12 protein-coding genes and 1 tRNA gene are annotated in these 19560 nt (G+C 66.2%); 1 reads left to right on the top strand and 12 read right to left on the bottom strand.

The window, feature by feature from the left end; genetic code table 11:
- Positions 1-28: 28 nt before the first annotated feature.
- Positions 29-469, bottom strand: a complete 441-nt coding sequence (locus DMC61_RS02710; RefSeq protein WP_125686525.1) for a DUF983 domain-containing protein — start codon at positions 467-469, stop codon at positions 29-31.
- A 105-nt stretch (positions 470-574) separates the two neighbouring features.
- Positions 575-2116 carry a sigma-70 family RNA polymerase sigma factor gene (locus tag DMC61_RS02705; protein ID WP_125686523.1) on the bottom strand — a complete coding sequence of 514 codons (1542 nt, stop codon included), beginning with the start codon at positions 2114-2116 and terminating at the stop codon, positions 575-577.
- A 197-nt stretch (positions 2117-2313) separates the two neighbouring features.
- On the opposite strand from DMC61_RS02705, the gene DMC61_RS02700 reads away from it, so the two are divergent.
- Positions 2314-2386 (top strand) — tRNA-Gly (locus DMC61_RS02700).
- A 249-nt stretch (positions 2387-2635) separates the two neighbouring features.
- Here DMC61_RS02700 and DMC61_RS02695 read toward each other — a convergent pair.
- The 10 genes from DMC61_RS02695 to DMC61_RS02645 form a co-directional block, all read right to left on the bottom strand.
- Positions 2636-4378, bottom strand: coding sequence for a glycosyltransferase family 39 protein (locus DMC61_RS02695; protein ID WP_233594679.1), 1743 nt, complete (start codon positions 4376-4378; stop codon positions 2636-2638).
- A gap of 233 nt (positions 4379-4611) precedes the next feature.
- Positions 4612-5061, bottom strand: coding sequence for an Imm26 family immunity protein (locus DMC61_RS42085; protein ID WP_125686520.1), 450 nt, complete (start codon positions 5059-5061; stop codon positions 4612-4614).
- Between the two features lie 24 nt (positions 5062-5085).
- Positions 5086-11958, bottom strand: coding sequence for an RHS repeat-associated core domain-containing protein (locus tag DMC61_RS02680; protein WP_125686518.1), 6873 nt, complete (start codon positions 11956-11958; stop codon positions 5086-5088).
- 51 nt (positions 11959-12009) lie between these two features.
- Positions 12010-16140: a LamG domain-containing protein gene (locus DMC61_RS02675; RefSeq protein WP_125686516.1), complete on the bottom strand. Its 4131-nt coding sequence runs from the start codon at positions 16138-16140 to the stop codon at positions 12010-12012.
- A gap of 180 nt (positions 16141-16320) precedes the next feature.
- Positions 16321-16722: an immunity 7 family protein gene (locus DMC61_RS02670; protein ID WP_125686514.1), complete on the bottom strand. Its 402-nt coding sequence runs from the start codon at positions 16720-16722 to the stop codon at positions 16321-16323.
- A gap of 38 nt (positions 16723-16760) precedes the next feature.
- Positions 16761-17300 carry a DUF2716 domain-containing protein gene (locus tag DMC61_RS02665; RefSeq protein WP_037333725.1) on the bottom strand — a complete coding sequence of 180 codons (540 nt, stop codon included), beginning with the start codon at positions 17298-17300 and terminating at the stop codon, positions 16761-16763.
- 187 nt (positions 17301-17487) lie between these two features.
- Entirely contained in the window at positions 17488-18096 is a 609-nt protein-coding gene (locus tag DMC61_RS02660; protein ID WP_007030508.1) for a hypothetical protein, read from the bottom strand.
- Between the two features lie 75 nt (positions 18097-18171).
- Positions 18172-18678: a hypothetical protein gene (locus tag DMC61_RS02655; protein ID WP_125686512.1), complete on the bottom strand. Its 507-nt coding sequence runs from the start codon at positions 18676-18678 to the stop codon at positions 18172-18174.
- 69 nt (positions 18679-18747) lie between these two features.
- Positions 18748-19047, bottom strand: coding sequence for a helix-turn-helix transcriptional regulator (locus tag DMC61_RS02650; protein ID WP_125686510.1), 300 nt, complete (start codon positions 19045-19047; stop codon positions 18748-18750).
- Positions 19048-19064: 17 nt separating this feature from the next.
- Positions 19065-19406 (bottom strand): type II toxin-antitoxin system RelE/ParE family toxin, encoded by a 342-nt coding sequence (locus DMC61_RS02645; protein ID WP_125686508.1) that lies wholly within the window; start codon positions 19404-19406, stop codon positions 19065-19067.
- Positions 19407-19560: the final 154 nt, after the last annotated feature.

Below are 19560 nucleotides of genomic sequence, written 5' to 3'. Positions count from 1 at the left end.
CCAGTCTCGCGCGTTCAGGCCGCCGCGACTACTCCACCGGGTGCAACGGGCCGTCGAAATCCGGCAGCGAGTGCTTCTGGATGGTCTTGCTGATCTTCGAGACCTCGCCGCGCACGGTGAACATGCCGCGGATGGTGCCCACCCAGCGCTCCGACGGCCTGTCGCCCGCGAGATCGCCCTCGGTCTCGGCGACCACGGTCCACGGACGGCGCAGGATCCACCGCAGTGGGAAGAACAGCGCGATCAGCAAGAGCGCCAACGGAACCCACGACGGGATCATGACGTCGGCCGGGGTCCACATGATGAGCACGATCGCGAGCAGCGCCGTCACGGCGATCATCGCGATACCCGGGCCGTAGCTGCCCGCCACATCGTGCTCGAAATCGTCCGCTGTCGCGGGAGCACGCCATTCCATCTGGGCTCGGACCACCCAGTCACGGCCGTCCTCGCCGTGCACCAGCCGGTTCATTCAGTCGCCTCCCGCGCGGCCGCTCGCTCGTCGTGAGCGAGCTCCACCGTACCGTGACGGGAGCCGGATTCGCGAGAGTTCGAAGGCGATATGCCCGCTCGGGCGTTATGGGCACGTCGGGTAGTCGACACCCGGTTCCGGATAGTGGGAAGTCGGTTTCACCGGGCTCGGCTCGTCCGCCGAGGTGTCGCCGGTCGCGCTTTCGGGGGTCCCGGTCTCCGTCGAAGAAGACCCTTCCGGGTAAGTCGTCGAGTCCGGCGTGGTCGACTGCTCGGTCGAGTCCCGCGAAGTCGTCGTGGTCGGGCTCAGCGACTCCTCGGTGGGCCTGAACGATTCCTCGGGCGGTGGGATGTCGTCCCGCTTCGAGGTGGTCTGGTTGGAGCCCGTGCCCGGATCCGGGACCTCGTTACGCGGGGAGGTCTCCTCCTGCGTCGGATTCTGCTCCTCCGGTGGAGGTGCGACGTCTCCGCCGCCGAGTTCCTTCCTCGGGGTGCCCACGCTCGGCAGGCTCGGCATGTCGGACGCCCCGAGCTCGGCGCCGGGGCCTCGTCCGGTCACGGCGGGCTGCGCACCCTTGCCGTGCAGCTGGTCCTGCGCGATCCGCTGCGGCGGGAGCTCAACCGGCTGCGCATGGGCCGGCGGCGCGACCTGCGCGGGCAGCAGCGCCAGCTCCGGCAGCCCACCCCCGGAGAGGCCCACCGTGTGAGTGACGTCGGTGCCGAACACGGCCGGACCGGCAACGATCCCGACCGCACCGGCGGCGGCCGTCGACGCCACCGCCAGGCCGACCTTCACCTTCGACCCGAGCAGAAGTCCCTTGACCGATGCGGCGAGCCCGGACAGCGCCCCGCTCGCGTGCGCCCCGGCGGCGGCCGGCACCAGCAACGCCACGACACCGGCGTGCGCCCGCAGCGAGGAGCAGACGTCACGCAGCTCGTCGTGGGTGGCCCGGCAAGATTGGCAGGCGATCAGATGGGTCTTGATCCGGCGGGCCTCGGCCCCGGTCACGCTGCCCGCGGTGAACCCGCCCAGCTTCTCCACCACCGCACGGCACGAATCGGGCCCGCGGTTCACCGACAGATGCGCCTGCAGATACGCCGCCCGCAGCCCCTGCCGGGCGCGGCGGGCCAGTGCCGCCGTCGCGTTCGCGCTCAACCCGAAATGCGGCGCGACCATCGACGGCTGCTCGCCTTCGACCTCGGTCTGCCACAAGACCGAACGCCAGCGCTCCGGCAAACTCGTGAAAGCGGTCGTGATCAGCGAATGTTCGGCCGTGCGGGCATGCGTGTCCGCACCCGCCCCGGCCCGGAAGGTCAGCTCGTCGTCGCTCACCGGCACGTCACGACGCGCGCCGTGCCACTCCCACGAGACCCGGCGAGCCACCGTCAGCAGATAGGCGCGGACGTAGTCACGCGGCCCGGCGCCCCGGCGCAACGCCTGAAGCACCCGGAAGAAGGTCTCGGCGGTGATGTCCTCCGCCTCCGACCGATCGGCGGCCAGACTGCGGGCCAACCGCCGCACGGCGGCGGCGTGAAGTTCGAAAAGCTCCCCGAAGGCAGCGTCCTCCCCGTCACGGAGACGCTGGAGCAATGCCTGCTCGTCGGATTCCGAGGCCGCCTGAAGCGGCACCGTGCCCTGCTCGGTCATCCGGCCAGGCACCTCCTCCCCGAAGGACTCACCATTCGGTCGAATGGGGACACCATACGGAGGTATGCAGCCGTCGTCACCCCTTGTACGCCAGGTGTGACGCCGAAGCACCTGTAGGGGTGGGTGCAAACCGCTACAGACGGTCGGTGTATGGTTGTTCCACTGCTTCAAACGAGTGCCGGAGCAGAGCAAGACATGCGGATGTAGCGCAGCTGGTAGCGCATCACCTTGCCAAGGTGAGGGTCGCGGGTTCGAATCCCGTCATCCGCTCGCACGCGGGCGCAGTGTGTCCAGGGAACGCCTGGACCATGGCCTGCTCACCATAATTTTCGGGGGCCCGAGCCCCCGGACCCCCACGTTCCTTGTAGCTCGCGTTGGCGAGTCGGTTCTTGGGGGCGTTGGTCTTTTCGGTTACTAAGTGCTACAGGTTCGGTGAGCGGGGTCACACGACTGTAGTAATTCGGATTTGTGCATATGTGGGACGAGGGCGCACCGGGAAACCGGTGCGCCCTTCGTGCTTCAGGAGGGCACGCAAGTGGGCTGCGGGCGCTTCCACAAGGTCACCAGCCGACCGTTCGGTAGGGGCCGTGTCGTGACCGGCGTGAAGCCCGCGGCCTTCGCGGTGGAAACCATGGACGGCGGATCCACCTTCGGTTCGTACTCGTCCACCGTTCCGGTCGCGGTGAACAGCAGGCACGTCTTGCTCGCGTCCCCGCCGAGGCTGCCCGCATAAGACGTCAGCCAGCGCAGATAGTCCGGCCCGGTGTTCCCGTTCGCGGTCGGATCGACCTGCGGCAACGCCACGCCGTAGCCGAACTTCCGCAGCATCTCCAGCTGCACGGTGTTGGTGTTGAAGAGCCGGTCACGGAACCCGAACGCGGTCGCCCCGCCCAGCGCGTGCTGCTCTTCCACCTGGCCGACAGCCCATTCCGACGCGGCCCGCCACTCCCGCGCCGTCTCCGCACTCAGCGGCTCGACGACCTGACCACCCGGGTCGACGTAGACCTGCGGAACGCCGCGCCCATCGGTGACCTTGGACGAGCCCAGCACCGGCAGATCCATTTCCCACGGCTGGGCGGTCGGCAGGCGCAGATCCACCATCGGTACCAGCCCCAGCAGCCCTACCACCGCGACCGCGAACGGCAAGGCCCGCCGAAGCGATCGGTGTGCCCGGTACAACCCCCAGAGCGCCAGGATCGCCATGGACGGGATCAACGGGAGGAAGAAGGCGGTACCCGTGTTCTTGGACGTCAGCACCGCCAGCCCGCCTTCCGCGACGAGCAACGCCGACGGAAACAGCGCCGATGCCACCATCGAGCGGAGGACGTCCTTCGCCGGACCGGTCCGGATCTTGACGATCGCCACGACGACCGCGGCGACAAGCCCCGCGCACAGCAACAGCGCGAGCGGTAACCCGTGGTCGGAGATCAACAGCCGTAGCCGCGCTACCCAGGCCGCCGGGTTGAACACCCCCGCTTCCTGGCCGAACTCCACCGACTGCTTCCCGTAGCCGAAGCCGGTCAGGTACTCGAAGACCCGGGCACCGTTGGGCACCAGCCAGATCGCCGCGACGCCGACGGCCACGAGCGCCGCGAGAGTGAAGTGCTTCAGCCGCTTCATCCGGTCCTGCGGCACCGCCGCCTGGATCAACGCGGCCAGCACCAATGCCGGTACGAAGGCGATGGCCATCGTCCTCGACAGCGGCATCAGCCCGACGAAGACCCCGAAGAGCACGACGAACCGCAGTTTCGTCAGCCCTTCGGAACGGATCAGGCAGTAGACGGCGGCCGTGGTCATGACCGCCGCGGGCAGCGCGAAGTGATAGGCGCGGGCCTCGAAGAGCACGCCGGGCGCGGTGGCGATCAGTGCCGTGGCGATCCAGGCGAACGGGCGGCCCGCCACCCTGTTCGCCACGGCGTGCGTGAGCAGGATCAACGCCACCCCGGCCACCAGCGGGACGAGGAAGGCGGCCACCGTCCCGGTCCCGGTCGCGAAGAAGTGCAGCGAAGTCAGCGCGGGCAGCAGCGGCGCTTGGATACCCGAGGACTCGACGGCTTCGATCCAGCCGCCGGCACCGTCCCGGAGCGCCGCGCCGTGATTGTTCAACGCCATGCCGAAGTAGCCGGCCTCGTCGATGTCGAACACCTGGCCGTCGCGATACAGGACGATCCATCGGAAGTTGACGAGCAACCAGGCGATCGCCACGCCGAGCAGGACCCATGTGTTCACCTGGACGCGGCGAATCCCCCTGGTCAAGAGCATGCCCGAGAATCTAGCCGTGGCCTCGGCGCGGCTAGATCGCGGGCGTTTTGAACGGGTCGTGCTCGGACAGGAGCTTGTCGACGCGGGCTTGGTCGACTCTGCTGACGACGGTGTTCTCGTCCTGCCGGTCACGGATGCGCTTGCCGCGAACTTTTCTCGGCGAGGCCTTTGCAAATCCAGAGAAGAAGGATAGGCCGTGCCAGATTAGATCTGACACAGCCACCCGTGGCGATTTACACAGCAAGTAGACGAGTGAGCTTAAGCTCTACAAAGCCTGCCCCTTCGAGGCCGTCTTGCGGAAGCCGCCGACACTCGCGTGGATCAAGCCGCTCCTCCCGGGAAACCTCAAGCGAATCACCGTCGTAAACGACACGGATATCTCCATCCCTGCAAAAGTCAGGGACATTCCATTGGCCAGGATCCCATGATTCCACCCGCCCTATGAGTGGCCAATTTTCTCGAATAAGCCCAAGGTCTCCGCACCGGCAAACCTTGATTGCCGAATCGATGTCAAATGAACGCACCTCCGGCAGGCCTTCGATGGACTCCGCCCGCGGACCGAAGAAGTAGCCGAGCACGATCCCTTTGCCGTCTGCCCTGGCCACCACACCAAGCGCGTACCCGTGATCACGAAGAGGAACCGCGAAGATATCCCCCGTAGAATACGGCAACTTTCGAGCCACGTTTAACCACCTTTGCCCTGGAAATCATTTGGCGAAGAATCGCCCAGCAGCATCCATGTACTTGTTGTAATTCCGATTCCTCACGTTGACTCCAGCCGTCGGCCTCACGCCAGGCAACGTTGGACGCCCGTTGAGCATCCAGACGATTTGTTCCAAACCGCGCTGCTCCCCGTAGACGTCTGTGCGGTATTCGACTTGGAACCTGTAGTCAGCAGTGGCATCCCTGCGGGCGTGCTCACGTTCTCTCCGATTCAAGTCATTTGTTCGCCCAGTTCTGACGACCTTGTCATCCACATCCCGGAGCGTATAGACCCCACCTCGGGGCTTGGGCTCTCCTCCACAGTTGTGGACCAGGGCCGAGGTCTGCCCCGCCACCACATAGTACGTGTGGAGGTCGTCGACCGTGAGGTTGTTGACACGAGCAACGGCGTCAAAGGTGCGAAGCGCGATGACCTGCACCCAAATACCGCTGCTGGTCTGTAGCCAGCTTCCGACCGTCAGCTGGTCGGCAGGGACCCACTCCCGTAGGTCAGGGACCCAGAACGGGTGTCCGTCCGTGGCCACGATCGGCGCCCCGTCGGCGACGCTGATCTCGACCAGATGCTTCTGCCCCTCGCCGATGATCGTGGCGACGACCTTCCGAGCCGTGGTCTCACCCGTCTCGGGGTCGGTGGCCTGCACCCGATCGTCAAGCTTCACTTCCTCGATCGGCTTCGTCGTGCCGTCCGACATCAAGACTTGGGTACCGGGGACGAAGCTGTTGCAGCCGGAGTCACTCGCTGCGGCAGCACCACCCATGGCCGCGGCCGCCGCGCCGACGACGCCCTCACCTTCGCTGACGGCGACCACTACTTGGACCGCGTTCGCCGCCATCTCGGCGTCGGCCAGGATGCGCTCAGTGTCGGCGATGACCTTTTGGGCCTTCTCCACCTCACGGCCGAAGGTCGCTAGAGCCCGCGCGCCCTTCCAGAAGCTGGCGACGATCTCGCCGACCTTCAGGATCTTGCCCCAGGGGATGAAGTTGAGGAGGGTACTGATGCACGAGCCGACTGAGCCCTCGATGCAGCCCATGATGTCGTCCCAGCCGATGAGACTCTTGATCAGCTCACCGGCCGCGTCTATGAAGACGTCCCATTTGGACTTCTTCACGACGGCTTGCGCTTCTTTATAGGACTTTTCGTTGTAGCCCCGTTTGGCCTTCTCACGCTGTTCGGCCGCGTAGCGCTGCCCCTGCGGGGAAGACGGTGAGCTCGCCATGACAGTGCAGCTCTTGCTGGTCTTGGCATTGCAGTAGTCAGCTTGCTCGGTGCCTTCGCGGCAGAACAGGCCGTCCTCGCCCATGTGGAAGCAGGCCGACATGCCGGACGGGTCCGTCATGGTCACCGGCGAGTTGTTCGCGTAGGAGTACGGGTTCCACAGCTGCGGCACCGCCGGGTCCAGCACCGGGTCGGTCTTGGTGAACCGTCCGATCGCCGGGTCGTACTCGCGTGCACCCAGATGGGTCAAGCCGGTCGCGTCCTGATAGCCGCCGACGAAACCGTGCTTGTCCGGCCAGGTGGACGGGGCTGGGCCACGTGGATTGCCGAACGGATCCATGTAGCGCTGAGTAGGTGTGAGCGTCCCCGCGGTGATGGCCAGGCCGTTCGTTCCGTGAAGATCACCGAGCATCCACTTGAGGGCGGAGCCACCGACTCGCACCGCGACCTGGACCCCGCCGTGCTGGTAGAAACGGGTCGCGGAGACACCGGTCGTGCCGGTGGTGACGACCAGCTCGAGATCGCCGATCGACAACGTGGTGCCGGTCGGCGCGCGGGTGACGAGCCGGTTGCCGTCGGCGTCGTACAGGTACTTGCTCTCCCCCGTCGGCGACGTGACCCCGGCGGTTCGTCCCTCGTGGTCGTAGCTGAAGGTCTGGGTGTCACCGCCGACGTTCCGCGTCAGCATCGAACCGGCTTCGTCGTAGGTGTAGCCGCTCGTCGAAGTTCCGTTGGGGCCGCTCGTGTCCACCTTCTGCAGGGCGTGCGGCTTGACCGCGCTCGGCCCGGCCGCTGGATAGGTGGAGGTGCTGGTCACGTCACCGGTCGGCTTGTGGTCGACCTCCTTCGTGCGGTTCCCAGTCTTGTCGAAGGAGTACGACTTCCAGTACGGCGCGGCGCCACCGAGCGCGGACGGCGACTTGGCCGTCGCGCAGTCTCCCGAAGACGGAGTCCAGGCCTCGGTAAGCCGCCGCTGGTAGTCGTACTCGAAACACTGGGTGTCGGCCGGCGCACCTGAAGGGGTGTCGGAGATCTTCGTGACGTTGCCCGCCGGGTCATAACCGTAGGTCCGGTTGGTCAGCTGCGATCCGACCTGCGTCGCCCGGTTGACGGTGGTCGTCTGCGGACGCCGGGTGATCTCGTCGTAGGTCTGGGTCACGCCGACGTTCGCGGTGGACTTCTCCCCGTCGAACTGCATACGGGACATCTCGTTGAAGGAGGTGTAGTCCGTCTTCGAGACCAGGTTCGTGGTCGTGCCCAAGGCGTCGATCGCGTACGTCGTCGACGGCAGTCCGAGCTCGTTGTAGGTGTGCCGGACGTGTTCGAGCGGCAGGTTTCCGGCCTTCGGGCTCACTGTGGACGCGATAGCGCCTGTGGCCGTGTAGGCGGTGCTGAACTCGTAGGTCCCGGCCAAACCCTTTTCGACGGCGGGAACATCGACCGCCTTCTTGGTCGGCCTGCCGTACTTGTCATACGCCACCACCCGGGTGACGTACGCGTCCGCGCCCACCCACCGGGTCGACGAAGCGGGCAGGCCGATCCCGTTGGGAACCGTGTCGTAGTTCCAGCTCGCCAATTTGGTGCCGGTGGCCGAGTCCGCGTTGACCTGGGTCTTACGCCCGAGTTTGTCGTAGGTATAGGCGACGGTCTTGCCGCGGGAGTCGGTGGTCGACGTCAGCTGCCCGCCGTCGTCGTAGGTGTAGGTCGACTTTCCCGCATCGGGGTCGGACTGCCAGATCTTCCGGCCGCGCATGTCGTAGCCCGTCGACCAGACGTTGCCGGCGGGGTCGGTCATCGACGTCATGGCGCCGGCGGCGTTGTAGGTATAGCTCGTGACATCGGCCGGGTTGGCCGCTCCCGGGGTGTAGCCGTCCGTGTGAAGCAATCGCTGGACGGTCTGCCCGTGTACGTCGGTCACCACGGTCTGCGGCGACGCGCCCCGCGGCGGGATGGTCGTGACCCGGTCGCCGCCGTAGATCGTCGAGGTCTGCCACTGCTTGACGCCCTTCGACATCAGGATCGACGCCGTCGCGCGGGCACGGCTGTCGTACTCCGTCACGGTCTGGTTCAGCACGGTGTTGTCCGCGACGGTCACCAGCTTCGGCACGGGCCCGGAAGCGTCGTTGAAGTAGCCGTTGTTCGACTTGAACGGGAGACCGCGTGAGTCGTAGACGGTGTCGCTGATGATCCGGCCGCCACCGGACGCCGCGGACTGCGCTTGCCTGGTCCGCCCAAGGCCGTCGTAGATCGCGTATGACGTCGTGTACAGGCCGTTGTCCTGTAAGGCTTTCGTCGCCACCGTCGTGGGGACGGCGGTCGGTGATGTCGACGCGTCGGTGTACTCGAAGGTCGCCGTCGCCTTGTCGCCATCAAGCTTGCTACGCCCGGGATTCCAGACCGCTGTCTTGCGCCCCAAGGCGTCGTAGGTGATGTCGGTGCGGACCTTGTTCACATCGACCGAGAAGACCGGGTTCCCGCGCGCCGGTTCCTTGGTGGTCGTCGAGACCCAGCCGAGCGGGTTCGTCACGGCGACTTCGGCGACCTGTCCTCCGGCGCTGTGCGTATACGCGGTCTTCGTCACCGCTCCCGCCACGTCGGTCGACAGCGTCTCACGGCCGTAGGCGTCGTACTCGTTCGTCGCGGTCGTCACGAACTTCTTGCCCGTGGCGTCCCACGCGCTCAGCGTTTCGGTACGCGTGATGTCACCCGCCGCCGGCGGAGAACCGAACGCCTGCTTGTCGTAGGAGACCTTGACGTTGGTGATGACCGTGGACGCCGTCGCCGTGCCGGAACAGAGCCCGGCGAACATCACGACTTCACTCGACTTGTCGAACATCCCCGTTGCGGTGTTCGGGACGTAGGTCGTCTTGGTGCAGGTGTCGTCCGTGGTGACGCCGGTGTCGCCGAGATCCTCTTGCTCGATGACGAGACCGTTGTCATTGAACTTCTTGTTCACCTGGTTGCGGCGGTAGGTCTTGCCGTCGGAGAGCAGAGTGCGGCCGCGTACGGCCGCGGTGTCCACTGAATGTGCTTTGAGCAGGCCGTCCGCACTGGTCGCCGTCGGACCGCGCACCCAGGGGTCGTTGATGGCCGCGTTGTCCACGGTCGTCGTACCCGGCAGATAGGTCCTGGACTCGCGGAGGAACCCCTGCAAGGGATCCTGATCGACGATCGTTCCCTTTTCCGAATCCTCGACGGAGACCGAACGTTTGCCGCCGTTCGGCAGGTGGTCACCGTCCATCCCCCGCAGATACAACGACTCCGTCACCGTCTGGATGGCGGACGGGTGGCCGATGGACGTCCGCACGACGCCGTAGCCACGCCATTGGCTCCAGGTCTTCCGCTCCTTCGGCGTGAATTGACCCTCGTCGTAGTGCCAGGCCGCGTCACCGAGGTAGTCGTAGTGGGTCTTGACCGCGACTCCGCCGGCGGTCAGGTCTTCTTCGGAAATATCCGTGACGACGTACTTGTGGAACCAGTCGAGGACCGGGTCCTTCGCCGACGGCGGGCTCCAGAAGGACGCGTAACACCGCATCGTGTCGGTCTCGGGCGACGCGGGCATGCGTGTCCCGGCGACACAGTCAGGGCCGGAGTAGGCGACACCGATCCGCCCACCGGTCTCGGTCCGGATCTCGTTGATCCGGTACCGGGTGATCGGGGAGTACTGGTCGTTGGCCGTGTCGACCCGGTTCGCGAACATGAACCCGCCGAACGTGGTGGCGGGGCGGGTGATGCTCCCGACGCCACCCTTCCCGGTGTGGGTGACCGAGGAGAGCCACAACGCGGACGGGGAGGCGTCTCCGGTGCCGGGGAAGGTGTGGGCCAGGTTCCAGACGTCGACGTCGGTCTGGGTGCCCGCGTTGTTGTACTGCGTCCGGACCGTGGTCAGCCGTTTGCGGGTGAAGAAGGCGGGTGAACCGTAGTCACACGGTTTGTCCTTGGCGCAGATCTGTTCGGAGGGAACGTCTGGCCAGGACGAGGCTGTCGTGGAGTTCAGCTGCTCAGGAGCACAGGTCACCGCTCCGGAAGGGAGGCAGCGCTCCGCGGTTTCGAATACGACCTGATTCGTGGGTGCGGAGCCGTAGACACTGCCGTCCTTCAGCCGCAGGCCGTATTCGATCCGCAGGGGATACCCACCCGCCGTGTACTCGGTTCCGGCGGTCGTGACGTTCTGGTTGAGCCCGTAGTAGTTGATCTCCGGCTGGTAGTAGTACGTGCTGGCGTTCCCGTGGGGATCCACCACGTAGTCGAGGTTCCAGCGCCAAGGTTGCCGGCAGGACGAGCCGGCGAAGTTGTTCGGCTTGTAGCAGGCCTCGCCGTCGTTGTTGCCGAACACCGGGACCGTCCAGGTGGACTGGGTCTCGGGTTTGCCGGCAGACCACCCGGGCGGGTGGTTCAGTCCCAGGAAGTACTGGGTTCCGTCGCCGGTGGTGACCTTCCAGTGCTGGCCGTCCTGGGCGTTGTTGGCGGCACCGCCGAGCAGCTCGATCTTGGAACCGTCGTCGTTCTTCGGCCGCCACTGATTCGTCCCGGCGAGTTTGATCAGTTCCGTCGACTTGCCGCCGAGGACGAGGGTCGCGTTGTCGATCCCCCAGCACTGGTCACCGGTCTTGGTCTGTCCGTTGTTGCCGCCGAGGTCCTCACTGCATGGCAGGTAGTTGCGGACGACGTAACCGCCCGGGGTGAAATCCCACCCGTCACCGACCCAGGACGCCTGGTTGTTCGTCGCGGAGGTCAACCCGTCGACGCCACTGGACGAGTACGAGAGCGCGAGGCTCGGCACCGCACCACTCGGAGCGGCAGGGACCGCGAACGGGTAGTTGTAGGAGAAGCTTCCGGAGGACCCACCGCTGGACCACGATCCGGCAGCGGACAACGGCTGGGCCGACACGTTTCCGGCGGAGCCGCTCGTCGCGGCCGTCACCGCGAAGACCCGTGGCGCCGTGCCGGCGAACGCGACATCCGCCGAGACCTGCCGCGCCTTCCCGTTGTTCACCGTTCCGGGCACCGGCGTCTTGGTCCGGCACTCGGCTTTGGCCGGCGTCACCAACGCACAGCCAGGCAGTTCCACCAACTGCAGCCGATCGGCCCAGCCACCGCCGTAGGCACTGCCGAACGCCTGGTAATCCACCGCGACGTTCACCGGGTCGGCGCCCACACCCGTGTCGGTCACGGAGAGCACCACGCCGCGAAGCCCGAGCGCTTCGCTTGTCTTCTGGTCCGCGACACGTACTCGGACCTTCGGGGCGGGCCCCGCCTTCCTGGCGGCGGTGTCCTTCGCCCGACTCCAGCCGACCTTGACCGGGGTGCCGCTCGCGGCGTCCTGGACTCCCAGCCCCTGCGGCTGACGACCGTCGCGTGCACCGGCCCGCAGTTCGACCTCGGCTTCCGTCGCTCCCGGCCAGACCGGTGGAGTCACCTTCGCCTCGGGCAACACCGGTGACGGCGAGGGCGGAGCGACGAGAGGTGTGACCGGGACGCTTTGGTCTTTCTGGCCGGGCCCGAGCGACCAGCCCGGCGCGTTCCCCTTGTTCTCGAGTGCGATGGCAGCGCCACCGGACGCGAGCATGATCGCGGTCACCGCCAAGGAGGTGACACGGGAGAACCGGCCGATGCGGGTCCAGCGAGTTTCTTTACGCATGACGAAGCCTGCCCAGGGTTCGGATGGAGCGCCTGCCTAGCCGGAGAGAAGTCAGGGGTGGTCGAGGATCATGTCCGCGGCGATCCGCTGCGCGTCCAGCACGCCGGTGTAGACGCGAACGCCGCGGACATCGCCGTACCAGTAATCGGACTTGAGGCCAGTCCACACACCTCGGCCGATGAACAAGCTCGCGATATCACTGTTGCCACTCCAGCCTGCGACACCGGCCTGGCATACGGGCTGGAACTGCCTCTCGTCGGTCTCCGCGTAGAGGCACGCGACATCGGAGACCGCATCGTAGGTTCCGGTCAAGTGCGTCCAGGTGTTCTCGTCGATGCTTTCCGACGTGACATCGACCGCCGGAGTCGGCTGCCCGTCGACGGCCGACGGCGAACTCGTCAACCAGCTCCACTTCCCGTACCAGTTGCCCGCCGCGTCCTTGGACGGCCTGTATCCCAGGAGGAAGGGCGAGAACTTCGGGTCGTTCAGCCCGACGGCAGCTCGAGTGGCGTCGTCCCCACCCACGCTGTTCGAAGGGCTGCGTAGCTTGGCGTCTTGGACGTCCTCCGGAGACCACTTGTGCCTCACCCAGGCTTCCACGGTGAAACTCCGGTCGGCGCGAAGCGCGGGCGGACGGGGACTCTCGATCTCCCCACTCCAGGACTTGTCGAACTTCGCGACGTTGACGCCGTTGTCGTTCACCATGGCGGCACCGCCCGAGACGACACCGGCAGCGCCAGTGACGCCGTCGATGGTGTTGCCGTCGAGCTGGTAGTTCGCCCGTAGCACAGCGGTGTTGGCGAGGCCGGCGGTCTCAGCGGCGGGTAGCGCGCGGTCCCAGACCTGCACCTGGTCGATGCTGCCCTTGAAGTGGGGCGCCGGCTCGCCACGCCACCGCACCTGTCCGACGGCGAAGCCACCGGTCGCGGTCCAGGTGGTCCCTGCGGGAATGGCTGTCTGACCTTCGAGAACACCGTTCACGTAGATCAGCACTTTGGCCGCGGAAGAGTCGTAGACGCCGGTCAGATGTGTCCAGACACCCGCCTGCGGGATGCTGGTAGAAGATGCCCATCGAGTACCATCCGCATCGTCGTCGGCGGTCGAAAGCCCCATGAGCCACCGGTTCGCGTCCTGGGAGTAGCGCAACTGGAAGGCACTGGAGCGGATGCCGTCCTGCCCGGCCACGAAGTAGTAACCGTTGGTGTCGGACAACTTCACCCATGCCGAGACGGTGAAACTCTGCGCGGTGTCGATCACCGGCGTCTTCGTATACCCGTATCCGGGTCCGTCGCTGACGAAAGCCTGTCCGGACGATTGCCCGACCTTGCTCTCGGTCGCGGACTGCCCGGCGGAGTCGCTGTAGCCGGTCGCGAATCCCGAACCTGGAGCGAAAGTGAGTGCACCGTCATTTCCGGTCGCGTCCACCGTGTTGCTCTCGAGCGCGTACTCACGGATGGCCGACAGACCGGTCGGAACGCCGTTGTTGCCGTGCAGCGTAGCGACTTCCGTCGCGTTCAATGCCCGGTCGAAGACCGCGGTCTCATCGATCTTTCCGGAGTACAGATAGGTCCGTACCCCGCCGGACTTCCCGCCGCCCGCGACCAACGGTCCCGCTCCGCCCACGCCAGTGGCGGTGACCGTGGCCTGTGGCTGTCCATTGACATAGAGCGTCGCCGTTTTCGCGGCAGCGTCGTACACACCGGTCAGATGTGTCCACGCTCCTTCAGCCGCGGCAGCCGTGGAGAAGGCCGAACTCTGTGCAGAATCGGCGACGCTGAACGCCCATTTCCCGGATTCGTGATACTGCAAGGCGAAACCGCTGCTTTGAGCGCCGTCCTGGGACAGCACGACTCGTCTGCTGGTCAACCCGGTCGGATTCACCCACGCGGAAACCGAGAAGGACTTCGTCGTGTCTAGCACTCGTGCACCGGTCGCGAAATAGTCACCTGCCTGACCCGACAGAACCGCGCCTTCTCCGATCTTCCCTTCGGCGAACGTTCCCTTGCCTTCACCGACGTACCGCAGACCGGTCGCTTGAGAAGCGCCGTTTCCTTCGAACTGCCATGACGCGAGAGGAGCCGTCACGTCCCGCACGCTGAAGTTGTAGTCGGTCCTGGTCGACGGTGTCTTCGCGCGGTTGCACGACCAGACGCTGAGGACATGCGTGCCCTTGGTCGGCGGTGCGATGGCGACGGTGGCAGGCCCGCTGTACGCGGCGGGCTTCACGGTTCCGGGCTCAGTGTCGTTGCAGGTGGGCGGTGCGGTGTTGTCGAGCTTCCACACGTAGCTTCCGACCGAAGTCGGAGTGTTCGCCACCGTGAAGGTGAAGTCACCAGCCCTGCCCGGACCACCGCCGAAGGTGCCGCTCGGATACGTCTGGGACGACACCGACGGCGCGGTCGGAGCGGACAGCTGCACTTCGACCTCACACTGGGCCGCCCAGCTGGTCTCGCGGCCATCGGTGACGTGGGCGTCGAACGAGTAGTTCCCGTCCGCGGGCATCGAATCCTTGAACAATGTGGCCTGCGCGTTGCGGTTGGCCACATTGGCGTCACTCAGTACGTTGTCGACCCCTGCCTCACGACCGTCCCACGCGTAGTTCCCGGTGCTGACCCAGCCCTTGTAGACGCGGAACCCGGCGTAAAGCATGCCGCCGTCCGGATCCTGGACGTTCGCCTTGACCACGTAGCCCGTGCTGGTGCGACCGAGTACCGGGCGAGTCCATGGCTTGCCTGGTGCGGGCGGGCCACACGGATATGTCGAAGTCCCATTGACGATGGCGAGGTTCGACGGCGCTTTCGGGCTCGAGTTGTAGGTGACCGAGAACCCGACCTGGGGGGAGTATCTCTTCCAAGTGTTCTGGTCGTTCTCGTTGGGCGAGACGATACCGAAAGTGAACGTCGGCCCCCCGGCTTCCACCAGCTGCTTGATGGTCGGGGTCACGTTGAAGCCGACATTGGTGGGGCAGCCGCTCACGGTTCCGAAGCCCGCCCACAAAGCGGGGCCGCTCCCGAACTTCAGACCCGGAGTGATCGGATTCGTCAACATGACGTTGTTGGAACCCGCACAGGACTTCGAGTTGTTCACCGCCAGGGTGAGCGAAGCGTCGTAAATCAGCTTTCCGCCCAAACCTCCGAGGTTCATCTCCACGAACGAACGCGCGGTGACGAGGTTCCCCGCGCAGCTAGAGGTGGAGTCGTAGACGTACCCGGCCCTGAGCTGGTCGGCCGAGTCCCACACCGCGTCACCCGGCGTCTTCGAAGCACCGCAGGCGTACTGGACCAGATAGTGGTTCCGGCCGCAGTTGGAGCAATAGTTCGTCTGCCAAGTGGGGTCGACATAGACCGGGTACGCGGCGTTCGCGAGCAGGTCCGCGTCGGGTGTGAGGAGCAGCGACTTACCCGAGATCTCGGTCGGCACCTTGGCCTGACGCCCACCGGCTGCCGGGCCGCGGACGAAATCCGTCACGTCCGGCTCCGCACCCGACGAGTCCCACATCAAGGGCGCCCTGGCCAGGAAGACATCGGCCCCCTTGGCGTCCTTGACCCGGAGAGTGCCGTCGTCGTCCTTCGTGAGCTTGCCGTTCTTCACCGGCACGCCCAGCTTGATCTTCGCGATGGCCGGGTGCTTCGCCGCCTCCGGCGTCTTGATCACGACGACCTCGTGGACCTTGTCCACATCCACCTCGACCTTGAGGTCGACGCCGGGAAGCACCTCGGGATAGGTGGCGGTGGCGCCCGAAACGACCGGTTGAGGAAGCACTCCTGGCCAGTCGAGCCCTACCGACGTGCCCTTGGCGCTCAACTGCAGCAGAGGCGCGGTTCCCGCGGTCTGAACATCCCCGCGACGACCTGCGGAAAGGGAGATATCGGCCATCGCGGCCTTCGGCGACAACCCGCTCGGCCCAGAGCTCAGCGTCGAGTCAGCCGGGATCCAGCCACCGTCACGAGGAACCCGGACCGGCCGGGTGTTCTGCGTCAAGGTCACGGAGCCGTCCGGGTTCGCGAAGGATTCCGAACGTTCGGTGGTCAAGTCGTCGATCCGGACCTTCTTCCGGCCCTGCTTGGCGAATTGCGTCGCGGCCGCGGTGTCGGGAGCGGAATCTGGCACCACCGACGCCGCGGGGACCGCGGCGACCCCCGGATATGCGAAAGCCGTGGCCGGGAATAACCCGAAAGCCACGGCCAACACCACGACGACGACACCGAGACGCGATCTCAGGCACGACGATCTCACGGCGAATCCCCCTCGTTCCGCGGGGATTTGCCACCCGCGCCCAGATGAACTCTGTCCTATCGGGACAGGCCGGGGAAGCAGCCGAACAGCCTAATTCGATCACTCACGAAACCGCTGGCAGGCGGCTCAGATCTCGTAGCCGTCCATCACGGTCGGCGCGACCGGGGACAGGTGCTCGTCGCCGCGTTCGGTGACCAGGCCGCGGGCCATCCGGTACACCTTGAATTCGTTGTCGCACTCGGGATCCTGGTCGTCCCAGACGTGCAGGAGACCGTAGGAGCCGGGTGCGAGGTCGCCGACGCGGGTGAACAGGTCCACCAGCTCGGGCGCGATCGCCGTGCCGTGTTTGTCCATGCCGCCCAGGTGCAGCACCGGCACCCCGGCCGCCCAGCGTAGATCGAGCAGGTCGCCGTCGGCGAAGTCGCGGACGGCGCGGTGCACCCGCTCGACGATGCGCTCGAGCAGCGCGGCGTCGTCGTCACCGGAAGGGCTCGCTTGGATGGTCACCCACCCGTGGTATTCGAACACCCGCCTGAGTTTAGGCAGGTCCGCCCGCCGGACGGTGGTCAGCCCGCCATCGCGGCCGGTGCCCCGTTGCGCCGCAGCGCGTTCTTGAAAACCTGTTCGCCGTGCTTTTCGAAGGCGGGCACGAGCTTCTCGCCGTAGACGCACAGGGTCCGTTCCCAGGGGTGCCCGAGCGTGCCGAAGCGGAAGTCGTTCGCCAGGAACATGTGGTAGTCCGTGCGCGGGAACACCGGGACCGGCCACGGGTCGAGCGCGGCGTGCCGATGTGGGTAGAAGCGGTACGACTGGTGCTGCCAGTGCAGCACCCAGACCCACTCGTCCTCGGCGACGCAGTCCTTGAGCGCCGAGAGGGCGACGCGGGCGACGTCGTTCTGCTCGACGGCGTACGGGCCGACCCGGAATTCGGCCGACGCGCGGTCGAGGCCGCCGGGCGCGAGATCCCACGCGACGGACGGGGCGGGTTCGCGGAAACCCGGCCAGGCGTGCGCGTAGGTGCTCGGCCAGAACGCGAGCTTGTCGTAGACCCAGTACCAGGCGGGCTCATCTGCGACCCTGGAGATGGCTTCCCAAGCGTTGTTCACGAGCGACCCTCGGTGGTTCGGCCGATTAAGACTGGGAAAGCTTCGTGTTCGGGGACCAAGTTGTCCAGCTCGTGGGCATTCTCCGTGAAACTGTCACCTGATCAGGTGTCTTGCGCCGCCGCCGGAACCGTGAGAATGACAGTGTGTGAACGGCGAGCCCACCGAACGCGGGCTCGCCGTCGATCGATCACGCGGCCGCCTCCCAAAGACTCATGAAGGCCGAGGCCTCACTCCGCACCCATGGCCGCACCTTGTCGCGATCACGCGGCGACAACGCGAACTCCTTCGAACGCCGGACGTCGACGACCAGCGGACGCCCGCCCGGGCGCAACTCGTCCATGGTCTGTTCGAGCAGCCACAGCACCATCTGCGCCGCGTCCCGGCTCAACGGCTCCTCCTTGAAGTAGAGCCAGGTCACGTAGACGGGGCCGTCGCCCTTGCGCAGGCCGAGATGCGGATTGATGCCCACTTCGAGCGAGCCGAGCCGCCATCGTGACCGGCCGACCTCGGCCAGCCGCAGGTCACGCCGCCCGACGTAGCGCAGCCAGCCGTTCGCGATCTCGGTGTAGTGCGGCCGCGTGCGCTCGTCCGCGTTCTCGACCAGTGCCCGCAGCACCTCGCGATCCCGCCCGGAGATCCGTCCAGCACGGATCGCGTTCGCGGCGCGGAGGTAGAAGTTGAACCCGCCCCGGGCCGGGTCCTCGTACTGACGGCGCCAGCGCCGGACGAACGAGGAACGCGAGGGACCCGAGCTCGTGCTGTACCCCACGAACGTGGGCAGGGTGATGTAGGCCATCCGTGTCTGCCTTTCGCCGCTGTTCCTGCTGTACAACGACCATTTTAGAACACATGTACGACAGAAAACGGGGCTTTACGGGTGACGCGGCGAAGGAGGCCAAGGTCCTTCGAGCAGCTCCGCCGACTCCTCGAGGATCGGCACCTCGCAGACGTCCCTCGGGGTGAGGTCGGTCGGGATCCAGTGTTCGAGCATCGCCGACCAGCGCGTGATCCCGCGCAACGCCTGGGGCGACCCGAGCAGCTCGCCGACCTCGCTGACGAGGGCGCCGCCGGCAGCGGGCGAGAGCCGCCCCTGGACCATCGCGGTGAGCCAGCCGTGGATCAGCAGCCAGCGGGCGGCCGTCGGATCGGCCGGCAGTTCGAGGCCCAGTTCGTCGACGACCTGATCGAATGCCTTGTCGACGGCGGTTTCCGTGGAGGATTCGAGCCCGGCCAGCAAGGCGAGGGACGGGGTGTCGAGTCCGGCGACGATCGCGTCCAGACCGGCCTCGACCAGGTGGGAGGTGCGGACGTCACGTCCGGCGAGCCTGCCGATGGCCAGCTCGCGCAACGCGCCACGACACGCGTCGATTTCCGTCACCGGATGCTTCCCACGTCCGCCACCGTACCGCCGGGAGCAGCCAGCGGCGGCTGACCAGCCGAAAGAGGGTCACACCGTGGAGAGCCGCGGAGTGATTCGAATATCGAGATCGGCTTCAAGCGCATGCGCCAGTCGCTCCAGCACCGGAATGGTCGGAACCGTTCCGCCCGCCTCGAACCGCGCGACGGCGGACTGCGTCATCCCCGCCTTGGTGGCGAGCGTCGCCTGGGACCAGCCACGTCCCTCACGCATTTCACGCACCGTCTTACCCAGGACATAAGCCAGCTTTGCGGCCTCGTACGCGTCAGCGGCGCCGGGCTCCGCCATCCGCCGCTCGCGAAGCCTCCGCCAGTCGTTCCGCTCAGCCATCGATCTCACTCCTTTCCTCACTCATCGGCAGTGTGCTCCCGGGCGACGCATCGCCACATCGCCTTCCGCGCCCGTCGTACCTCACGTTCTTCACGCATGCGCGTTTTCCGGAACTCGGTCAGCAACACGATCCGCCGGCCGGACGCGATCCAGTACGTGATCCGCACGGCTTCTCCGTCCAGATGAAACCGCAACTCCCGCAACTTGCCGTCGAGCTGCCGCGTGTACGGCTCGCCGAGCAACGGGCCCTGCTCCGCGAGCAGATCCACGTAGAAGGCCACTGTCGCGAAGTGCGCCGTGGACAAACTCTCCAGCCAGTCACGAACCTCCGGCTCCAATTCCACGGTACCCCAAGTCATAGCTTTGATGCTATAAAGCCAGGTAGGTCCACTTTTGGGCGATCCGTTTGCGATCCGGCAAGGCCGCGAGCGCACTCGGAGATCAGTGCTGGACCAGGTCGTGAGTGGACGCAAGAATGAGGAAAGACCACATCAACCACCCATAAGGGTGCAT

The sequence above is a fragment of the Amycolatopsis sp. WAC 04169 genome (assembly GCF_003947535.1).
Taxonomy (GTDB): domain Bacteria; phylum Actinomycetota; class Actinomycetes; order Mycobacteriales; family Pseudonocardiaceae; genus Amycolatopsis; species Amycolatopsis keratiniphila.
This window is presented reverse-complemented; position numbering and strand designations above follow the sequence as displayed.